Annotated in this window: 14 protein-coding genes, 1 tRNA gene and 2 pseudogenes; 8 read left to right on the forward strand and 9 right to left on the reverse strand. The window is 64.4% G+C overall.

The features are described 5' to 3' along the window. The first annotated feature begins 450 nt into the window (after positions 1–450). The 5 genes and pseudogenes from JO965_RS47540 to egtD all read left to right on the forward strand — a co-directional run bounded on the left by JO965_RS47540 (position 451) and on the right by egtD (position 5150). Positions 451–885: a hypothetical protein gene (locus JO965_RS47540; protein ID WP_203448258.1), complete on the forward strand. Its 435-nt coding sequence runs from the start codon at positions 451–453 to the stop codon at positions 883–885. A 116-nt stretch (positions 886–1001) separates the two neighbouring features. Next, positions 1002–2530, forward strand: a pseudogene (gene istA, locus JO965_RS47545) (IS21 family transposase). Then, positions 2527–3311 (forward strand): annotated as a pseudogene (gene istB / locus JO965_RS47550) (IS21-like element helper ATPase IstB). Before istA ends, istB begins: the two co-directional pseudogenes overlap by 4 nt. 58 nt (positions 3312–3369) lie before the next feature. Then, a complete protein-coding gene (locus tag JO965_RS47555) occupies positions 3370–4005 on the forward strand; it encodes a plasmid pRiA4b ORF-3 family protein (protein ID WP_203448260.1) in 636 nt (211 codons plus the stop codon). 197 nt (positions 4006–4202) lie between these two features. Next, the gene (egtD, locus tag JO965_RS47560) at positions 4203–5150 is read left to right on the forward strand and encodes an L-histidine N(alpha)-methyltransferase (protein WP_371827067.1); all 948 of its coding nucleotides are present in this window, start codon (positions 4203–4205) and stop codon (positions 5148–5150) included. Positions 5151–5318: 168 nt separating this feature from the next. Here the strand turns inward: egtD and JO965_RS47565 are convergent, their stop codons facing one another. The 3 genes from JO965_RS47565 to JO965_RS47575 all read right to left on the reverse strand — a co-directional run bounded on the left by JO965_RS47565 (position 5319) and on the right by JO965_RS47575 (position 7910). Then, positions 5319–6596, reverse strand: a complete 1278-nt coding sequence (locus JO965_RS47565) for an App1 family protein (protein WP_203448264.1) — start codon at positions 6594–6596, stop codon at positions 5319–5321. A 220-nt stretch (positions 6597–6816) separates the two neighbouring features. Further along, positions 6817–7407 carry a transposase gene (locus tag JO965_RS47570; RefSeq protein WP_246777290.1) on the reverse strand — a complete coding sequence of 197 codons (591 nt, stop codon included), beginning with the start codon at positions 7405–7407 and terminating at the stop codon, positions 6817–6819. Next, on the reverse strand, positions 7404–7910 hold the full coding sequence (locus JO965_RS47575) for a helix-turn-helix domain-containing protein (RefSeq protein WP_246777289.1): 507 nt from the start codon (positions 7908–7910) through the stop codon (positions 7404–7406). The genes JO965_RS47570 and JO965_RS47575 overlap by 4 nt, the downstream gene beginning before the upstream one ends. 444 nt (positions 7911–8354) lie before the next feature. Here JO965_RS47575 and JO965_RS47580 point away from each other — a divergent pair, with 444 nt between their 5' ends. Together JO965_RS47580 and JO965_RS47585 are read left to right on the forward strand one after the other, a co-directional pair. Further along, positions 8355–8909: a hypothetical protein gene (locus JO965_RS47580; protein ID WP_203448266.1), complete on the forward strand. Its 555-nt coding sequence runs from the start codon at positions 8355–8357 to the stop codon at positions 8907–8909. Between the two features lie 504 nt (positions 8910–9413). Continuing rightward, positions 9414–10361, forward strand: coding sequence for a phage exclusion protein Lit family protein (locus JO965_RS47585; protein WP_203448268.1), 948 nt, complete (start codon positions 9414–9416; stop codon positions 10359–10361). A 79-nt stretch (positions 10362–10440) separates the two neighbouring features. On the opposite strand, the gene JO965_RS47590 is transcribed toward JO965_RS47585, so the two are convergent. The 6 genes from JO965_RS47590 to JO965_RS47615 all read right to left on the reverse strand — a co-directional run bounded on the left by JO965_RS47590 (position 10441) and on the right by JO965_RS47615 (position 15700). Then, on the reverse strand, positions 10441–11790 hold the full coding sequence (locus JO965_RS47590) for a hypothetical protein (RefSeq protein ID WP_203448270.1): 1350 nt from the start codon (positions 11788–11790) through the stop codon (positions 10441–10443). Next, positions 11787–12236 (reverse strand): hypothetical protein, encoded by a 450-nt coding sequence (locus JO965_RS47595; protein WP_203448271.1) that lies wholly within the window; start codon positions 12234–12236, stop codon positions 11787–11789. Before JO965_RS47595 ends, JO965_RS47590 begins: the two co-directional genes overlap by 4 nt. Positions 12237–12439: 203 nt before the next feature. Then, positions 12440–12685, reverse strand: coding sequence for a hypothetical protein (locus JO965_RS47600; RefSeq protein WP_203448272.1), 246 nt, complete (start codon positions 12683–12685; stop codon positions 12440–12442). Next, on the reverse strand, positions 12678–13256 hold the full coding sequence (locus JO965_RS47605) for a hypothetical protein (protein WP_246777387.1): 579 nt from the start codon (positions 13254–13256) through the stop codon (positions 12678–12680). Before JO965_RS47605 ends, JO965_RS47600 begins: the two co-directional genes overlap by 8 nt. Continuing rightward, positions 13142–13972, reverse strand: coding sequence for an ATP-binding protein (locus tag JO965_RS47610; protein ID WP_203448273.1), 831 nt, complete (start codon positions 13970–13972; stop codon positions 13142–13144). The genes JO965_RS47605 and JO965_RS47610 overlap by 115 nt, the downstream gene beginning before the upstream one ends. A gap of 1062 nt (positions 13973–15034) precedes the next feature. Then, positions 15035–15700, reverse strand: coding sequence for a hypothetical protein (locus JO965_RS47615; protein ID WP_203448274.1), 666 nt, complete (start codon positions 15698–15700; stop codon positions 15035–15037). A 554-nt stretch (positions 15701–16254) separates the two neighbouring features. Between JO965_RS47615 and JO965_RS47620 the strand changes: the two genes are divergently transcribed. After that, positions 16255–16331: transfer RNA gene (locus tag JO965_RS47620), tRNA-Arg, on the forward strand. The last annotated feature ends 2 nt before the right edge of the window (positions 16332–16333 follow it).

Raw genomic sequence — 16333 nt, forward strand, 5'->3', positions numbered from 1 at the left:
GAGTCTCACGCAAAGCTTGTGCCTCCAAGGGAAAGCTGCGTTTGGTTGATAATGCCGGCGCTCAATCAGGAGCAAATCTTGCGCTGATCCCTGATAGGACAATGCCCATCAGCACGATTGCCGGCACTCGCATCAAATGCCTCCGCTCAGTCAGTGTTCGCCTCCGCCAAGGATAACTGAGCGGATCCCGATCTGAAGGAGAAAATGATCTGCTATCGGTGACGGTGATGACTGCCGCTTGCCCATATGCGTTGCTATCACCCTGATCATTCAGCTTCGAATTCAGACCCTGTGTCTTGCTCGGATCAAACCTCTGAGTGGCTGGGGGTCTTTGGCTCGCTCAAAGTTCCCGCGGGCATCTCCCTCTAGGAGCAAGAATCCCGCTAAGAGCCGCAATATGACGGGTCACGGAGTATTGGGGAAGCACCGCCTGATGCCTATATAAACTGTATGCCGCACAAGGGTTCTTCACCGCGCACGCTCGACCTGTTCGAGTACACTCTGACCATCCCGACCCCCGCGTCCGAACCGGCTCCTGTTTCGGCCAAGCCACCGGCGCTTGCCAGCCTGTCCGACGCTCAGCTGGCCCAGCAGCTTGCCCAACTCGTCGAGGAAGTGCAGCGCCGGCTGGAGAAGGGCAGAGGCCGACGGCCGGAGTTGGAGACGGCGGCGACACAGGCCAGAGCGTCCTTGGATCGGCTGGCTCCAAGACGCACCAGCCAAGCCCGACCCCTGCGATCTGCCAAGGGCTCTTCCCCGCTGCAGGAGGGACAGCGCAAGGCGGTGCGGGCCACTCTTGTGGCAGGTGTCGCCCCCACTCAGGTGGCCAAGCACTTTGGCCTGTCGCTGGCCACCGGCCGCAAGGTGCTCGATGAGGCGGGGTAGAGGTGTTGAGGAAACGGGGTGAACGACGACAATTATGATGGCCGCCTGATGACGACAGAGATGGCCGGTTTGATGTGAGATGCATCAATCTTTCCCGCGATTGCGGGAGAAGGCTGATGCCGGGCATTCACGTCACCGACCGCCAGGTCAGGCGCTACATGAGTTCACGCAAGGACGGATATTCTCAGGCCGCCGCGTCAGCGCGGCCGGGTTCAGTGAACGCACCGGCCGGCGCATCGAAGCCGACCCGGTTCTTCCCAGCCAGCGCGAGGGGCGTCGCTACCGGACGCGTCCGGATCCCTTCGCCGAGGTCTGGCTCGACGAACTCGTGCCGATGCTCGAGGCCGCGCCCCAGATCCGGGCCACTACTTTGCTCGAAGAGTTGCAGCGGTTGCATCCGGGGCACTATGGCGACGGCCATCTGCGGTCGCTGCAGCGGCGGGTGGCCCATTGGCGGGCGACCGAGGGACCGGAGCGCGAGCTGATCTTCCGACAGGAGCATCCGCCCGGCCGGCAGGCTCTCTCGGACTTCACCAATGGCGCCAAGCTCGACGTGACCATCGCCGGCCAGCCCTTCCCGCATCTGCTCTACCATTTCTGGCTCGCTTATTCCGGCTGGCGCTTCATCAAAGCGATCTGCGGCGGTGAGAGCTTCACGGCTCTCACCGAAGGGCTGCACGAGGCGCTCTGGCAGCTCGGCGGCGTCCCGCACGAGCATCGCACCGACCGGCTCTCGGCCGCCTATCGCAACCTCGCCGAGCGCGAGGACGAGGCCAAGGCCTATGCTGCCTTCTGCAACCATTACGGTCTGCAGCCGACCCGCAACAATGCCGGCATCGCCCACGAGAACGGATCGGTCGAAGCCGCCCATGGCCATCTCAAGCTCGGATTACGCGAAGCTCTCGAATTGCGCGGCTCGAAAGACTTCCCCGACCTGGAGGCTTATCAGGCCTTTCTGCAGGACTACGCCATGCGCAAGAACGCAGCCGTGCAGGCGGCGCTTGCCATCGAGCGCAAGGCGCTGGCTCCTCTGCCGCGCTTTCGCACCAGCGATTACTCGGTGGCAACGGTCACCGTCACACGCTCCGGCACGATCTCGGTGCGCAATGTCCTCTACACCGTGCCCTCGCGCCTCGTCGGCTGTCGGCTCAAGGTGCATATCTACGATGATCGTCTCGTCTGCCATCTCGGCCTCACCCCGGTGCTGACCGTCCCACGCCGCTACTTCAAACGCGGTGGTCCCGGTGTCCGCGTCGTCGACTACCGCCATCTGGTCCATGCTCTCGTGAAGAAGCCGCAGGCCTTTCGGCACTCAGTCTTCCGGGAGGATCTGTTCCCGCAGACCGCCTTCCGACGGGCCTGGGAGGTTCTTGATGCCAGGCTCGATCCAAGACAGGCGTGCCGGGTCTATGTCGGCCTGCTGCATCTGGCTGCTACGCACGCCTGCGAGGCCCAACTGGCCGATCATCTCGCGAGCGTTCTCGCCGGCGGTGGGCTCCCGGATCTCGACCAGGCCCGGGCCGTCGTGGCCGGACCGTTGAATGTCCAGGCGCCGGTGGTTCATGTGAGGGCGCCGGATCCGAGCGTCTACGACAGCCTGATCCCTGTCGATCCCATCGCCGCTTCAGAAGGGACCGCACCATGACCCGATCCTCATCCGCTGCGCCGCCGGTCGACACGGCGAAGTTGCCGGTCCTGCTCACCACCTTGCGTCTGCCGACCATCTCGCGGCTCTGGCAGGAGATCGGCGCCCGGGCCGATGCGGAGGGCTGGGGATCGGCTCGCTTCCTGGCTGTCCTGTGCGAGCACGAGATCCATGAGCGGCACAGTCGACGGATTGCCCGCCATCTCGCCGAGGCCGACCTGCCCCTGGCAAAACGTTTGCGACCTTCGACTTCTCCGCAGTGCCGAGTTTACGCAAGGCGCAGGTCCTTGCTCTGGCGGACGGGGATGCCTGGCTCGACCAGGGCGCCAACATTCTGCTGTTCGGCCCGTCTGGGACCGGCAAGACGCACCTCGCCGCGGCGATCGGCACGGCCCTGATTGAGGCCGGCCAGCGGGTGTTGTTCACGCGCACCACCGACCTGGTCCAGAAGCTGCAAGCCGCCCGGCGCGATCTGAGCCTGCCGGCGACCCTGGCCAAACTCGACCGCTTCGATTGCCTGATCCTCGATGATCTCGGCTACGTGCGCAAGGATCAGGCGGAAACCAGCGTCTTATTTGAACTCATCGCCGAGCGCTATGAACGGCGTTCCTTGATCACAACCTGCAATCAGCCCTTCAGCACCTGGAACCAGATCTTCCCGGATCCCGCCATGACGGTCGCGGCGATCGACCGTTTGGTTCACCACGCCACCATTCTGGAACTCAACACCGAGAGCTACCGGCGCCGGACCGCGGCGGAGGCCAAGAGCGCCGCTGTCTAATTGTCGTTGGACGCGGTCAGCTAGTTGACGCCGCCGCCGGTGATGGGTCCACTGGGGCATGTCCTGGAAAGATCCCAACGCCCTCCAGATCAAGATCACGCTGGCCGAGATCGACCCGCCCGTGTGGCGACGGCTGGTGGTGCCGTGGACGTGGCACCTGGGGCAGTTGCACCTTGCGATACAGGCGGCGTTCAACTGGTGGGATTACCACCTGCACGAGTTCCACATTGGTGGCCTGCGCTATGGCGATCCGGAACTGCTCGAGGACGGGGCTTTCGAGGATGACCCGCGCGTGTTCGACGAGCGTGAGGTGCGGTTGCGCGACTTCGACCGGGAGCCGGGCACATGCTTTACCTATCTCTATGACTTCGGAGACAGTTGGCTGCACACCGTGGAGATCGAGAAGCTGCTGGCCCTCGATACGCCCCCTCGCTTTGGGACCTGCATCGCAGGAGCCCGTGCCAGGCCGCCAGAAGACGTGGGCGGCGTCAGTGGCTATGAGCGCTTTCTCGCCATCATGGCCGATCCGGATGATCGCGAGCACACCGAGACCCGGGTCTGGTGCGGCGGCCACTTTGATCCGGAATGGTTCGACCTGACGCTCACGGACAAGGACGTCAGGAACGCACTCAAGCCTAACGTGCGGCGCCGCCTTCATCAGCCCAAGCCCGCGCGAAAAAGCCGGACATCGTAGTCGGCGCTAGCCGGACACAAAAATTGTCGTTGCACAAACGGGTTTACCACGGGCTACACCTCAGACGCTGTTGTGCACCAAAGGCGTCTGGACCTTGGCATGCACGTGATCGAGAAGCCCTTCATCTATGCTGAGCTGGCCACAAAGGTGAGGCGCACGCTCGACAGAGACTAAAGGCGGAAACCCCATCAATGACCATACTCACGCAGGAGGCCGGATTGATCGAGCGTAGTGAGGTGCTGCGTGATGTGCTTGGCGGTCTGTCTCGTGCCCAGAAGACGCTTCCCGGCAAGTACCTGTGGGATGAGACGGGTTCGTCCCTGTTCGACCGCATCTGCCACACGCAGGATTACTACCTCACCCGCTGCGAGGGTGCTCTCCTGCGCTCGAGGGTTGAGGAGATTGGCAGCCTGGTTGGGTCTGGAGCCACGATCGTCGAGTTTGGCAGCGGAGCAAGCCACAAGGTTCGCATACTGCTCGATGCCTTCACTGCGCCGACGCGGTACGTCGCGCTCGACATCTCACGTGAGTATCTCGAAGCTGCCACACTGCGAATTGCAGCGGACTATCCGGGGATCGAGGTTTCTCCGGTTTGCGCGGATTACACGAAGCAGATCACCCTTCCGATCCAGCGTGGGGCAAGTCCGATCCTTGGGTTCTTCCCAGGCTCTACAATCGGCAACTTCGATCCTGCAGGCGCCGTCGCCTTTCTGACGCGAGCCCGCGAGACCATTGGGCCGAGTTGGTTTCTGGTTGGAGCCGATCCCAATCGTGATGAACAAAGCCTGTTGCGCGCCTACGGCCAGGCTGATGGCCTTATGGCGGAGTTGCATAAGAATCTGTTGGTCCACCTCAATCGCCTTCTCGGCACTGCGTTCAATCCCGGTGATTTCCGCCACGAGGCCCGCGTGCAGCATAACCCGTTTCGCGTTGAGGCTCATCTGGTTGCTACCAAAGCATTGATGTATCAGGTTGGGGAGGTCCCAATCGCGTTTGAGGTCGGGGAGAGCATCCACACGGACACCTCGTATAAGTATGATCCTGCTACATTCCAGAACTTAGCAAGCCAAGCCGGTTGGCAACCTATCAGGTTCTGGTGCGATGAGCAGAATCGCTTCTGTCTTTACTTGCTGCAATCGAGCTAAGACAGTGGTGCCTGGCAGAGCCACGACTGCCAGCGTCGGTTGACCCCGCAGAGAAGCGTACCATCGTGGCGCGAGGCCGTAACGCGCTGTACAAGGGACGGTTGGGAACGGCTCAGGTTCCAACAGCCTGGAGGTTGACCTCTTGAGCCCGCAGACACTCACATCCGATCAGGGTTGCTTGGGCTGCTCCCGCGCCTCCGGCTCGACGATCACATTGGGTGGCATCGGCTCGGATCCGGTCTCAATCAGATCCTGCAAGTCACCCTGCGCTACGGCCTCAGCCGTTCCCATCGGAGTAGACCGCTGAACGCCGTAGGTCGGCAGCTCCTGCTCGATCTGACCAGTAGCCGTTCGCTCGTCTCGGACTTCGGAAACCGTCTCTGAGGGAACGAGGCCAAGGCTCGCGGCATGCTCCGCGATCGCCACACTGTCGGCCGCCAGCACCAGGCTGCTGCCCGCGCCCGCCACGGCCTTGGCGAGGTCCTCAATCTCTCTGATCCTCCCAGGATCCCGGGAGACGTTGCGAATGTAGACTGCCAGCACCCGGCCAGGATGCTCCGCGACGGTCTGACGGTAGATCTCAGGATCGTGCTGCCCGCTGTCGCCGATGAGAACAAAGGGCAGCTCACTGTAGAGTGCCAGCATGTTGTGGATCAGCTCGCGCTTGTGGTCCTCGGCCTTGCGCGGCAGCGGACGTGTCCAGGAGACACCCCATTCGCGCAGGAACAGGATTGGGCCGATCGGGATGCCGTTCAGATCGAAGAACTCTTCCAGCACCTCGTAGATGCCCCAGGGAGCGCGTGAGACATAGAGCATGGGGTTCTGCTGATCGCCGGAGGCGCCGGCGTGCAAGGCCCGGTACAAGGCCCCGACCCCGGGAAAAGCCACCCGGCTCTGCGCGTCCTCGACGAACAGGCGCCAGAGCATCCTGAGCTTGTTGGCCACGCCCGTTTCCATGACCGTGTCGTCGATGTCGCTGATGACTACATACCGGCAGCTGGCCGGTGGGATGAAGATCTGAGCTTGCGCCTGAACCGCATGGGGCTGCGGCAGGGCCAGGTCCATGGTGTGCCACGAACGGTCGCGCGGTGGCGGCAGGGCAGGGGAGAGATGGACCCGAAAATAGCCGTCCTTGTCGGTGGTGACGGTTTCCTCCGCTCCATAGAACCGGGCTGTTACGATGGCGCCGGAGATCGCGCGACGGGCAAGGCGCCGACCGATATCGCGCAGGTTCGTCAGGAGGTCTCCTCGGCCGGTCTCCGAGTGCGGGCTCGATTGCCGGAATACCCGACCGATCAGGAAGACTTCGGAGCGAGATCCGTATCCGCGGTAGGGCTGGATGACCACGCCTCTTTCGCCCTGCGCCTCCTGCACGGGCCGGGCAGCGATGCCCAGCATCCGGATGAGTGCGCCCAGCCATTTCCTCACTGCGCCGGTGAGGCTCATCGCGTTCGCCCCGTATCCTTGTCTGGTCTTCCAATGAGGTGGGGCGTGCAAAAGATCCTTGGAGGACTGTTCTGTTAAACCATGGTGCTCTTGCACCAGCTGCGGTAGGCCAGACTTGGCCTGCTACGGCAGCCGGAGAACTTCTGACTTTTAATCAGAGGGTCCTGGGTTCGAGTCCCAGCGCGCTCACCACACCTAGAATGCTTATGAGATAAGCATTCTAAGTAGGTCGCCAAAAGTTCTGCAACAGCTTTCTGAGCCAGAAGTGTTTGGATGCCATGCCGGCCTTGCGGCGCGCCTGCTGCGGCGTCAGCGTCAGCACCCAATCAGCGGCCTCGGCGGCCAGAGCATCGATGGACGCCGCCTGCCGGTTGGCCGCTACCAGGCGCTTGAGTTCGCGCCAGAGTTGATCCATCGGGCTCAGTTCGGGCGCCTGCCGGGGCAGCCACACGAACCGGATGCGCAGCCGGGCGGCCAGGGCTTGGGTCTGCGGCGCGGTGTGGGCGCTCGCCCGGTCGGTCAGCAGCCAGAGCCAGCCGGCGCCCCGGTAGTGGCGCCGCAACACGCGCAGGAACGCCTGGGCATCGGCCTGACCGGCGCGATGGCGGACCAGCACCAGCCGGCGCGCGCTGTGCAGGTCAATCGCCCCAAACAGCACCCGCTTGGCATTGCGGCCGGTGATCGGCACGATCGCCTGGGTACCCTTGAGCGCCCACATCGCCCGCAGGGGCGGAAACAGTCGCAGCAGGGTCCAGTCGAGGCACAGCAGCCGATCGCCTCTGTGCCAGCCCGCCTTCAGGCGCCGGATCAAGCCCCTTTTTTCTGCGCCAGATGAGCCGCGCGCGCGACATAGACATAGCGCGGCCGCTTCCAGCGATAGCCGGCCTCGTGCAGCCGGCGCCGCAGGGTGCGGGGGCTGACGGCGAGGCCCTTGGCGGCCAGATCGTGCGCCAGCAGCGGCACCGTCCAGCTCGTCGCCTGGTAGCCGCAGCGGCGCGGGTCACGTGCCAGGGCCGCCGCCAGCCGCTGCGGCGTGAGCCTCGGGTGACGACGGGGACGTCCGCTGCGCGGCCGGTCGATCAGTGCCGCGGCCTCATGCTCGGCCCGGTACTGCACCAGCCAGCGATGCACACTGGAGCGGTTGACCCGGCAGCGGCGGGCCGCCTCGGCCATAGAATGGCCCTCGGCCACCAATAGCAGCGCCTCGAGGCGGCGATACACACGGGCCTCACGGGCGCCGGCAAGCGCTGCGGCAAGCCGCTTGCGATCCGCCTCGTCGAGCCACGTCCCGGGAGAGTGATCATGGTGTTGCATGCTCCCCAGGAAACACCCGCAGCTCCCGCGTCGCAAGTCTTATGGCGACCTACTTAGGAGGTATTTCCCGGGGGTTCTGCTCAGCTTTTATGTTGCTGCAATTTCCTTCCGTGCGCACCACGTGCGCACCAATGAGGCGGTCGATGGGACAGAGCAGAGGAGTGATGACCCTTGTGTTTGGAGTAAATCTATCCACTACGATCGTTCATCTAGGAAGGCCGACACCGTCCAGAAGATAAATGAAACCCTGAAAAGCTCGCGGCTTGGGCTCCGGCGATGCCCGATATCCTCCGTTTGCGTCCAGAAGGTTCGTTGGTACTTTCCTTGGACCTGACCTATGCCACCGAATCAGCAATACCAACATGGCGCTGTCTGAAACGACCTGCCGATCGGACCGGACCTGCAGCCTAATCTGGTATCTCAGCCCGAACGGAGCCTTGCACCTTGCCTGCCTATTCAGGGAAAGCACAACCTTATCTTGACGCAATTGCTGCCAGTGTTTTCGCGTCACAAGCTGTCAGAGATTGGCTGATCCGTGGCACGCTTGCTGAAGCGGACTTCACAGAGTCCAGCGTTCTCATTGATGAGCAACGAGCGGTGCGGTGGAGTACAAAGGAGACAAAGCAGCCATTCTGGGCAAATTACTGGTGCGGGCGGGACAGTCGCTGCACTTGCCGAATTGAAGGCAGCAAAGGACTTGAATCTGACGCCATTTTCTTTTTCCGAAACAGCTTGGATCGAATCCTTGCTGTACACGTCGAATTCAAGCATCCGAATGAAGCCTTCAGCTTTGGCCAGCCGGAGGCTTACCCGTTACGTGCAGCGTGTTTTGCAACGACGTACAATACGCGGCCGACGCTGAACCCGCATCATGAATGGACGACCGTCATCCTCTGCGGCACAGAAGCGCTTTCAGATCCCAGGCTTGCTAACTTTCAACGTGTCATTACACACAGAGAAGCTGATAGGGTTATCGACGGATACCCACGTAAGACATGAGTTCCAACCGTGAGGCACAGGCACGCAAGAGAGCAGTTGCACCGAGCAGCTTCTAATCTCGTGTTCAACGTTGGGGTGCATGTTGGGGTAAATCAACAAAGCAGGCTAATGTAGGCTTTTATGTCAGTGTTTTCGCTACAGGGGTGGCGGAGAGGGGGAGACACCGCAAAATCTTCGCGAACCCATGGAGTATCAATGACTTAGCGACGCCTGCAGGCACCCTGTGTAGCACTCTCGTGGAGCACACGGCAACCACGATCAGGTATCGGATCATTGGCGCAATGGCGGTAGTTCTGAAGAAAGGCGCTTTGCTGCTCCCAAGGCTTCAAGAGCACTTGCCGCCCCAAAGCTTCAGGTCGATGAAGCCTTCAAAATAAACGCGATGCGTGTGCCAAATTCATGAGACAGATTTCTTGATGACATAATATCTATAGAGGCGCTGGAACCCCCAAGCTGCAAAGCTATTCCGAACACCAGATTGGCCTTTAAGAGCTCGCCCACTCCATGGATTACGTTGAAGTTCTCTTCTCGCAGTTTCGTCCTCAGATCGACGCCTTGTATAAAGAAATTTGCCAGGAGGCGCAGGTCGAAGAGAGTACGACCCCCTTGGCTATCATGGCACGATCCTTCAACCTCAAGAGGCACGAGGCTGAGTTCGCTGCAGTCATAGATCCATCGCGAGTCTGGGTGACTTGGAACGGTTTAGCTAGTCTTTGGGCATTCTCCCATGCGGTCATACGCATCGGGCGGGAAATGTTCGAGGCTCAGCGGGCTGCAGATGCAAGCGCTCCGCCCCCGACGCTCCCAATTGCCGGCGAGGTGGAGGTTGGGCTTCATCTGTTCACACTTTCGCTAAGGCTTGCGAAGAATAAGTTTGATCAGTGGGTTGATTGGGCTCCGCTGCCTGATACCTCAGCTACATCTGAATCAGAGCGTGCAGGTAATGAACTGTTCTTGCGTGCCCTCGGCTGGATATTGCGCCATGAACTCGGGCATCATGTACTGAACCACCACGAGAGCAGACGCGGTATCCCCGAGCATAACAAGCAACAGGAATTCGAGGCGGATGAATTCGCCAACAACCTGATCAAGGCTGATTATTCTGCAGAGGCTGGACGTCTGCTTGGGACCAAGCCTAAACCACCTGAGATTGAACTGGAAAGGCGTGCCTTGGCAACTTTTGTTGGCTTGACTTGGGTTGCGCAGTTTGAGCTCTCTCCCCATGGTGAAAGCTCGACGCACCCCGACACGGCCTCTAGGATTGCACGGACGTTTGAGCTTCTTGCTCTGGCCGATGATAGCTTCTCCGCAGAAATGCTGTCCTATGTAGTTAAGGTCCTGATCGACCCTGAGGGCGAGTGGCCGCCAAGAGAGGACTCCCCCACGGCGGCAGATGGGGCCATCGAAGCCATGATCCGTTTGACCCGCCACATCAGTGAGATGCGAGGGTAGCCCTTAACATTGATGCAAATGAGAATGCCGCCCGATGCGTTGAGTATGAAGAGCAAGCTAGTGAGGCGGCATTCGTTTTCTATTGCTTGATCAAGTTCCTCTGATCCTGGACGAACAGGATCGGCGAGGAAACGAGGCTTCCCGGATCGTTGGGAACGAGCCGGAGCACCTCGGATCCCGATGCTTGGATGACGTCACCCAGCGTCGGCTCGAAAATGTCGTCCAGGCGACAGCAGAGGGGCTTGGCGGAGATTTGGCGGAAAGTCCCCCGAACACCCCCAATTTCGACCGTTTTCCCCGCTTTCAGCCCGTCGAAATCCGGCTCCTCCAGAGGGGAACCGTCAACGGAGGCTCCGAATGGTAGTCGCCGCTCCTGCGTAAGCCGCTGCCACACAAGCGGATTTTCGCGGGCCTTGGCGGCGGCTTGGCGGAGGAGCCAGTTGTCCTCGCCCTCCGCGGGGCCGTGCGGGAGCAGCGCCCCGCCCGACAGGGCGTCGAGGTGGCGCAGCCGCGCCTCCATGGCGATGGCCGCGTGGAGCACGAAGTCGGGCGCCAGCCGGCCGTAGCGGCTGTCGGTGTCGGCCGGGGCGTGCCCCTGCCAGATGAGCCGCTGCTCGCGCGGCACCGGTGCGACGCCGTAGTCCAGGTGGGCCTCGCGCAGCGTGGTCTTGACGAAGTCGCGGAACGAGCCCGGCACCAGCTTCGGCAGCCCGAGTTTATCCCGCACCCGGGTCAGCTGGTCCGCGATCCAGGTCGACCCGATGCCGACCCACTCCTCCTCGGGCCAGGACCGCATCTCCTTCAGCGCCGAGGGCGGCACCGGCAGCACCGGGTAGCGCTTGCTGTCCGACTCCGGCCGGTCCGGCGGCTGGGTGTCGAACTCGCGCCCGTGCAGCTGGCTGCGCCGGGCGCTGCGGACCGCGACGGACCGGCCGCCGAAGGTCAGCGCGATCAGGCACCACCTCAGCATCGGCTCGTTGCCGCAGAACGCCGCCACCACCCGGGCCATGTCCTCGACCTCGGGATGCCAGTTGCGCGGCTTCGGCCGGGGCGCGCTCAGCACCTTGCAGATCTGCTTGACGCTGCTGATCACCTTCGGCCGGTAGCGCGACTGGACCCGGTTGTCGTCGTCGGGGTCCGCGGCCCAGTTCACGGCCGCCGAGACCAGGGCCATGGGCAGGTGGATCGAGGACGGCGTGTAGCGCTGCGCCAGGTGCCGGATCATCCGCTTCTGCATTCCCGGCGACAGGCCGGACAGCGTCACGTCCGGGCACACCGCCTCCAGGGTCGGCAGCAGCATCTGGAGCTTCGGCGTCCAGTACTTCCGCTTCTCCTCCAGCGCCACGAATCGCCCGACGATGGCCGCGAGCAGCGGGTCGAGCGCGAGCGCCGCCGGATCGCCGCCCTCCGCCTGCACCAGGGCGATCACCTTGTCCTGGGCGGCTTTGAGATCAGTTGTTTCAAGGCTTCTACGGCACACCTGCCCGCGTCGGTTCTTGCCCCGGGGCGTGGGGTCGTACCACCAGCGGGACCACTTGCTGGATCCGGGGGCCTTCTTGACCCCGTAGCGGCCGTGCCACCAGACGCAGCCCTTGATGGGGGGCTGGGCGGCGGGGTCAGGGGCGGCAGTCTTGGCTCTGGGCATGCAATGTACTCCTCCGACAGCACCGCCCGGACGTAGGCCTCGACCTCGTCGGCGCGGTAGAAGATTTGCCGCTTGCGCCGCAGGTAGCCGATCCGGCCCCGCTGCCGCGCGATTCGCAGCTCCTTGTCCTCCAGCACGTGGCCGAAGCGGGCGTAGGCCTCGGCCTCGGTGATCACGTCGCCGGGACCGAGGGACCGGCGGGCCGGCGGGTCGTCATCCCCGTCAGCCATCGGCGCCTCCGAGCAAGACCCGTCTCCGGCCTTTTGGCAAGGGGCCGGCGCACCGAAAAATACCTTCCCTGCAATGGGTTAGAACAGAAGATCCTTCCTGCGGGTCGCCTAAGGAAAGGCGCTCCAATCCTTCCGACGCCGGTTCGGCTCCTGCGGCCCGGGCCAGCGCCGCCGAGGGAGGCACGGGCCCCGGCGTGGGGGCATCAACGCCCATCCGGATCCTTCCGCCGGCACCGGCGTCGCTGGACCCGCGGGCGGTCGGGGCGCGACGCCGCAGGCCCCAGCCCGCGGGCATGAGGGCCGGCCTCATGGCTCCCTCCCGCCGCCGCCCCGATTCGCGCGGGCGCGGGCCAGCGGGAAGCGGACCACCACCCCCGCGTCTGCCGGGCGCCGAGGGCCTCGCGGACAGCGGCGAGGCGCGCCGCGACCTCCAGGATCCTTTTATCCATGGCGGCCTCCCCCGGTCCGCACCCGCCCGGCCTTGCGCGCCCGGGTGTAGGCGGCGAACAGCCGGCGGAAGTCCGCGCCGGACAGGTGCTTCTCGGCCACGAGGACGTCAGCGGCGGCCTCGATCAGGGGGCGGTGCTGGCGCACCAGCGCCCGGGCCCGGCCATAGAGCCTGGCGAGCTGGGCCTCGACGGTGCGGCGCAGCTCCGGATCAACGGCCAAGAGCGCGTGGGCCTGCTCAGGGGAGGCGCGGTACGCGAGCGTCTCGCCGAGCCCCAGCGACGCGCGGGCGCTGGCAAGCAGCGCCGTGGCGATGGCCAGGTCCGATCTTGAGCTCCCGCCGGCGCCGCTTGTCGCCGAGCCAAGGATTTCCTCTTCCGCGGCGCGTCCGGCCAGGGCCACAAGCACGAGCCGCTCGACGTCAGCGCGGGAAAGGATGGGATCCTGTGGCGCCTGGGTCAGCGTATGGGCCCCGCCCTCGCGGTCGAGGATTGTGATGCCATGCACGGTGCCGGCGCCGACCCGCTCCGAAATGCAGGCATGCGCCGACTCATGGATGGCGACACGCCGCAGCGCCTCGGGGAACGCGTGTCCGCCGGCCGGATCTCGGCCGTCACATCCTCCGGCAGCATCGCCCGCCCGGCGCGCCGGGCCCGGCTGCGGGCACGCTTGACCCACAGCGCCACGTCGGCCCCGGTGGCGCCGGCCGCGAGCTGCGCCAACGGGGCGAGGTCGCTGTCAGCCAGGTCGCCCGCCAGATGCAGGCGCATGATCCCGGCCAGGCTCGCAAGATCGGGCTTCTCGATCCTAATGATGCGGTTCAGGCGCCCGGGCCGGACGAGCGCGGGGTCGATCCTTTCCGCAAAATTGGTTGCGCCGATGATGATCAGCCCCGCGGTTAAATTGGACGATTCATCGGTGTCCAAGAGGATCTGGGAGGACAGGGCATTCCAAAAGTCCCTGTTGCGGTCACCGACCGTGCGCCTGTCCGGCAGGGCGTCCAACTCGTCGATGAACAGGATAGAATTCCCGTGAGCGGCGGCGCGGCCCACCACGTTGCGCCATTCCTTGATGACGCTGTCCAGGAACCCGGCGCTGTCCGAGAACCATGAGCCGATGGAGGTGGCCACGAAGCCCAAACCGGCTTCCTTGGCCAAACTGCGCGCCAGGGTGGTCTTGCCGCAGCCGGGCTCGCTCGCCCACACACAACGCCTGTCCAGCGCCTGGAACGGCAGCGCGCCCGCCCGCCAGGCCGCGAGATCGCGCAACAGGTTCTGGCACCAGTCCATCGCCGCCCCCGTAGCCGTGCAGGTCGGCGAGACGGGGCGCGTCGGCCAGGGCCGGGTCGGCGCCGGAACAGGCCCCGGCGGCGGCCTGGAGCCGGGTGACGCACGACTGCGGCGACGTGCCGGTCCGCACCGCCGCGCAGATTAGGTCGTGATCGAGCAGACTGAGGCCCGCCGGCATCCGCCGCGGCGCGGCGCCAGTCGCGCGCCGGATCACACGCCGCAGCACCGCGCGGTCCGGCGGCTTGATGGTCACCCGCAGGTCGGCGGCGGCGACCAGCGCCGGCGGGAGCTTGTCGGGCGCATGGGAGATGCCCAGCACCCGGCCGCCGCGGGCCAGCACGGCCGCCACCTCGTCGTTGCCGACGTTGGGCTTCGCGCGCGGGTCGGCGGGCACGGAACGCGTCTTGACGAGGTCCCACTCCCCGAGGGCGGACAGGGCGAGGCGCAACGGCTCAACCCAGGAGGCGTCGGGCCCCTGGACCACCACCGCCAGCGGGGACGCCCCGGCGATTCGCCGCCGGAGCGCCGGCGTCAGGGCCGCGTCGACGGCATACCGGGCCAGGGTCCGGGTGGCCGGCAGCAGGCCAGTGGCGGGTGGCCGCTCCGGCGCAGTCGGCTCGGGCAGCTCCGCCGCCAAGTCATCGAAATCGAAAAGAGGATCGCGTTCTGTGTCGTCCATGAAAACCTCGTGGTGGCGAGGCGCCCAGGCGTGCGTCAGCGCGCGCCGGACGGACCTCGCCGGTGTTGCCGGGAAGGGACCGGCACCCCACGGGACGCCGGAATGGTCTGGATCAGGGATCGGTCCACGCTCGCGCGGGGCGGCCGTCCGGTCTCTCGGGGCGCGGCCAAGGCCGGCGCGAATGAGATGTTGCTTAGGGCCCTCTGCAGGGCCGTGCCGCCGACAGGGCGGAAAGGGCGTCCGGGCAACCAGGACGGGTCGGGGAGGCGCTCATGGCCCCGTTGGGCCCGCAGCCGTGCTGCGGGTGGGTCGACCGCAGTCCGGTTAGATCATCCGGCGGCGGTGCTTATCAGTGAACAAATAGAGAACACAGTGGGAGCCCGTCAATTACCTCCGTTGGGGGCCCCCGGTCGGGCAGAAGCCACGTCTCGGGACTGTGGCGGAAGACGGCGCCGCCGGATCGGGGTGTCAGGCCCTAGTGGTCCGGCCGCGAGGTCCGCCTCGACGAGGTCGCGGCAGACCAGGGCCAGGATGCTGGACACAGGGTCGCCCGCACGCACAACCTGGGCGACTTCGGCCAACGGCAGGGGGCTCCTTTGCCGGAGCAGGGCAAGCACCGCGACTTGGTCCGCGGCCGCGACCGACGCATGCCGGCAGCCCCAAACGCTTCTCGCATTCATGACCAGCGGCGAACCATGGATCGGAGTCGGCTCGCGGCACTCGTAGGCGATACCCTGGCTGGCGAGCGCCTGCGCGACGGCCTCGAACCGGGTGCGGGCGGCCTTGGCCCGCGACGGCCGGTAGACGTCGACGATGATCTCCTGGCCGTCAGTCTGGAGACGGAAGTCCGGCACGTGCTGGACCGGCAGGCCATCGAGGCTGATGGTCAGCGAATCCGCCGGGGCGATGGCCCGCACCGCCGGGTCCAGCGACGCCACGATCAGGGCATCGAGAACATGGCGGTCGCGGGCCGGGATGGCGGTTGTGGTCTTGGCGCCCTCGAACCGGCGGACGGGCGGAGCGGGACTACGGGGTGGTGATGAACTCATGGGACGCATACCTCGCACGAATCCCCATGTGCCCGGCCGCCGCGCAGGCGGCCAGGGTGGACGGGGTGGCCGCCGGCCGACGGGCCGGGACCTTGGGTTCCGGATGCTGCCGCATCCGAGAACAAATAGGGAACATAAGCTTGGCCGCGTCAACGACTCGAAAGAGGTAGGACAAGCGTCTTATCCACTGGCAGCTTTGAGCAAGGGGGCTGCGATACCCTTACCGAGCTTCTCCCGAGCATCTTTGTTCCGCTAGGTAACCTGGAAGCTTCAACTTGGAACTTCTTATAGGGAAAATGGAAATCCGCTCTGAATGGTCGATGGTGACCTTCAATCGCCCGGCGCTTTGTACCACGGGTAAGTGATGCAATCCCTTCGATTAGCTTCTATAGGCGGCGGGACGTGCCCGAAGCGTTTGGAGCAACGCCCTTGGCTTCGACGGAGCTGCACATTGGCTGTTAGGTCTGCCGCAGAGTAGTCCTGGGTGCAGTTCCAATTATTGGCTGTAAGAGCTATTCCATTCTCGCGAATAATAAGCTAGGTGCTCTGGCTAGGCGCCCGTAGCTCAGCTGGATAGAGCACCAGACTACGAATCTGGGGGTCAGAGGTTCGAATCCTTTCGGGCGCGCCATT

The organism is Microvirga sp. VF16 (assembly GCF_016864375.1).
Classification (GTDB): domain Bacteria; phylum Pseudomonadota; class Alphaproteobacteria; order Rhizobiales; family Beijerinckiaceae; genus Microvirga.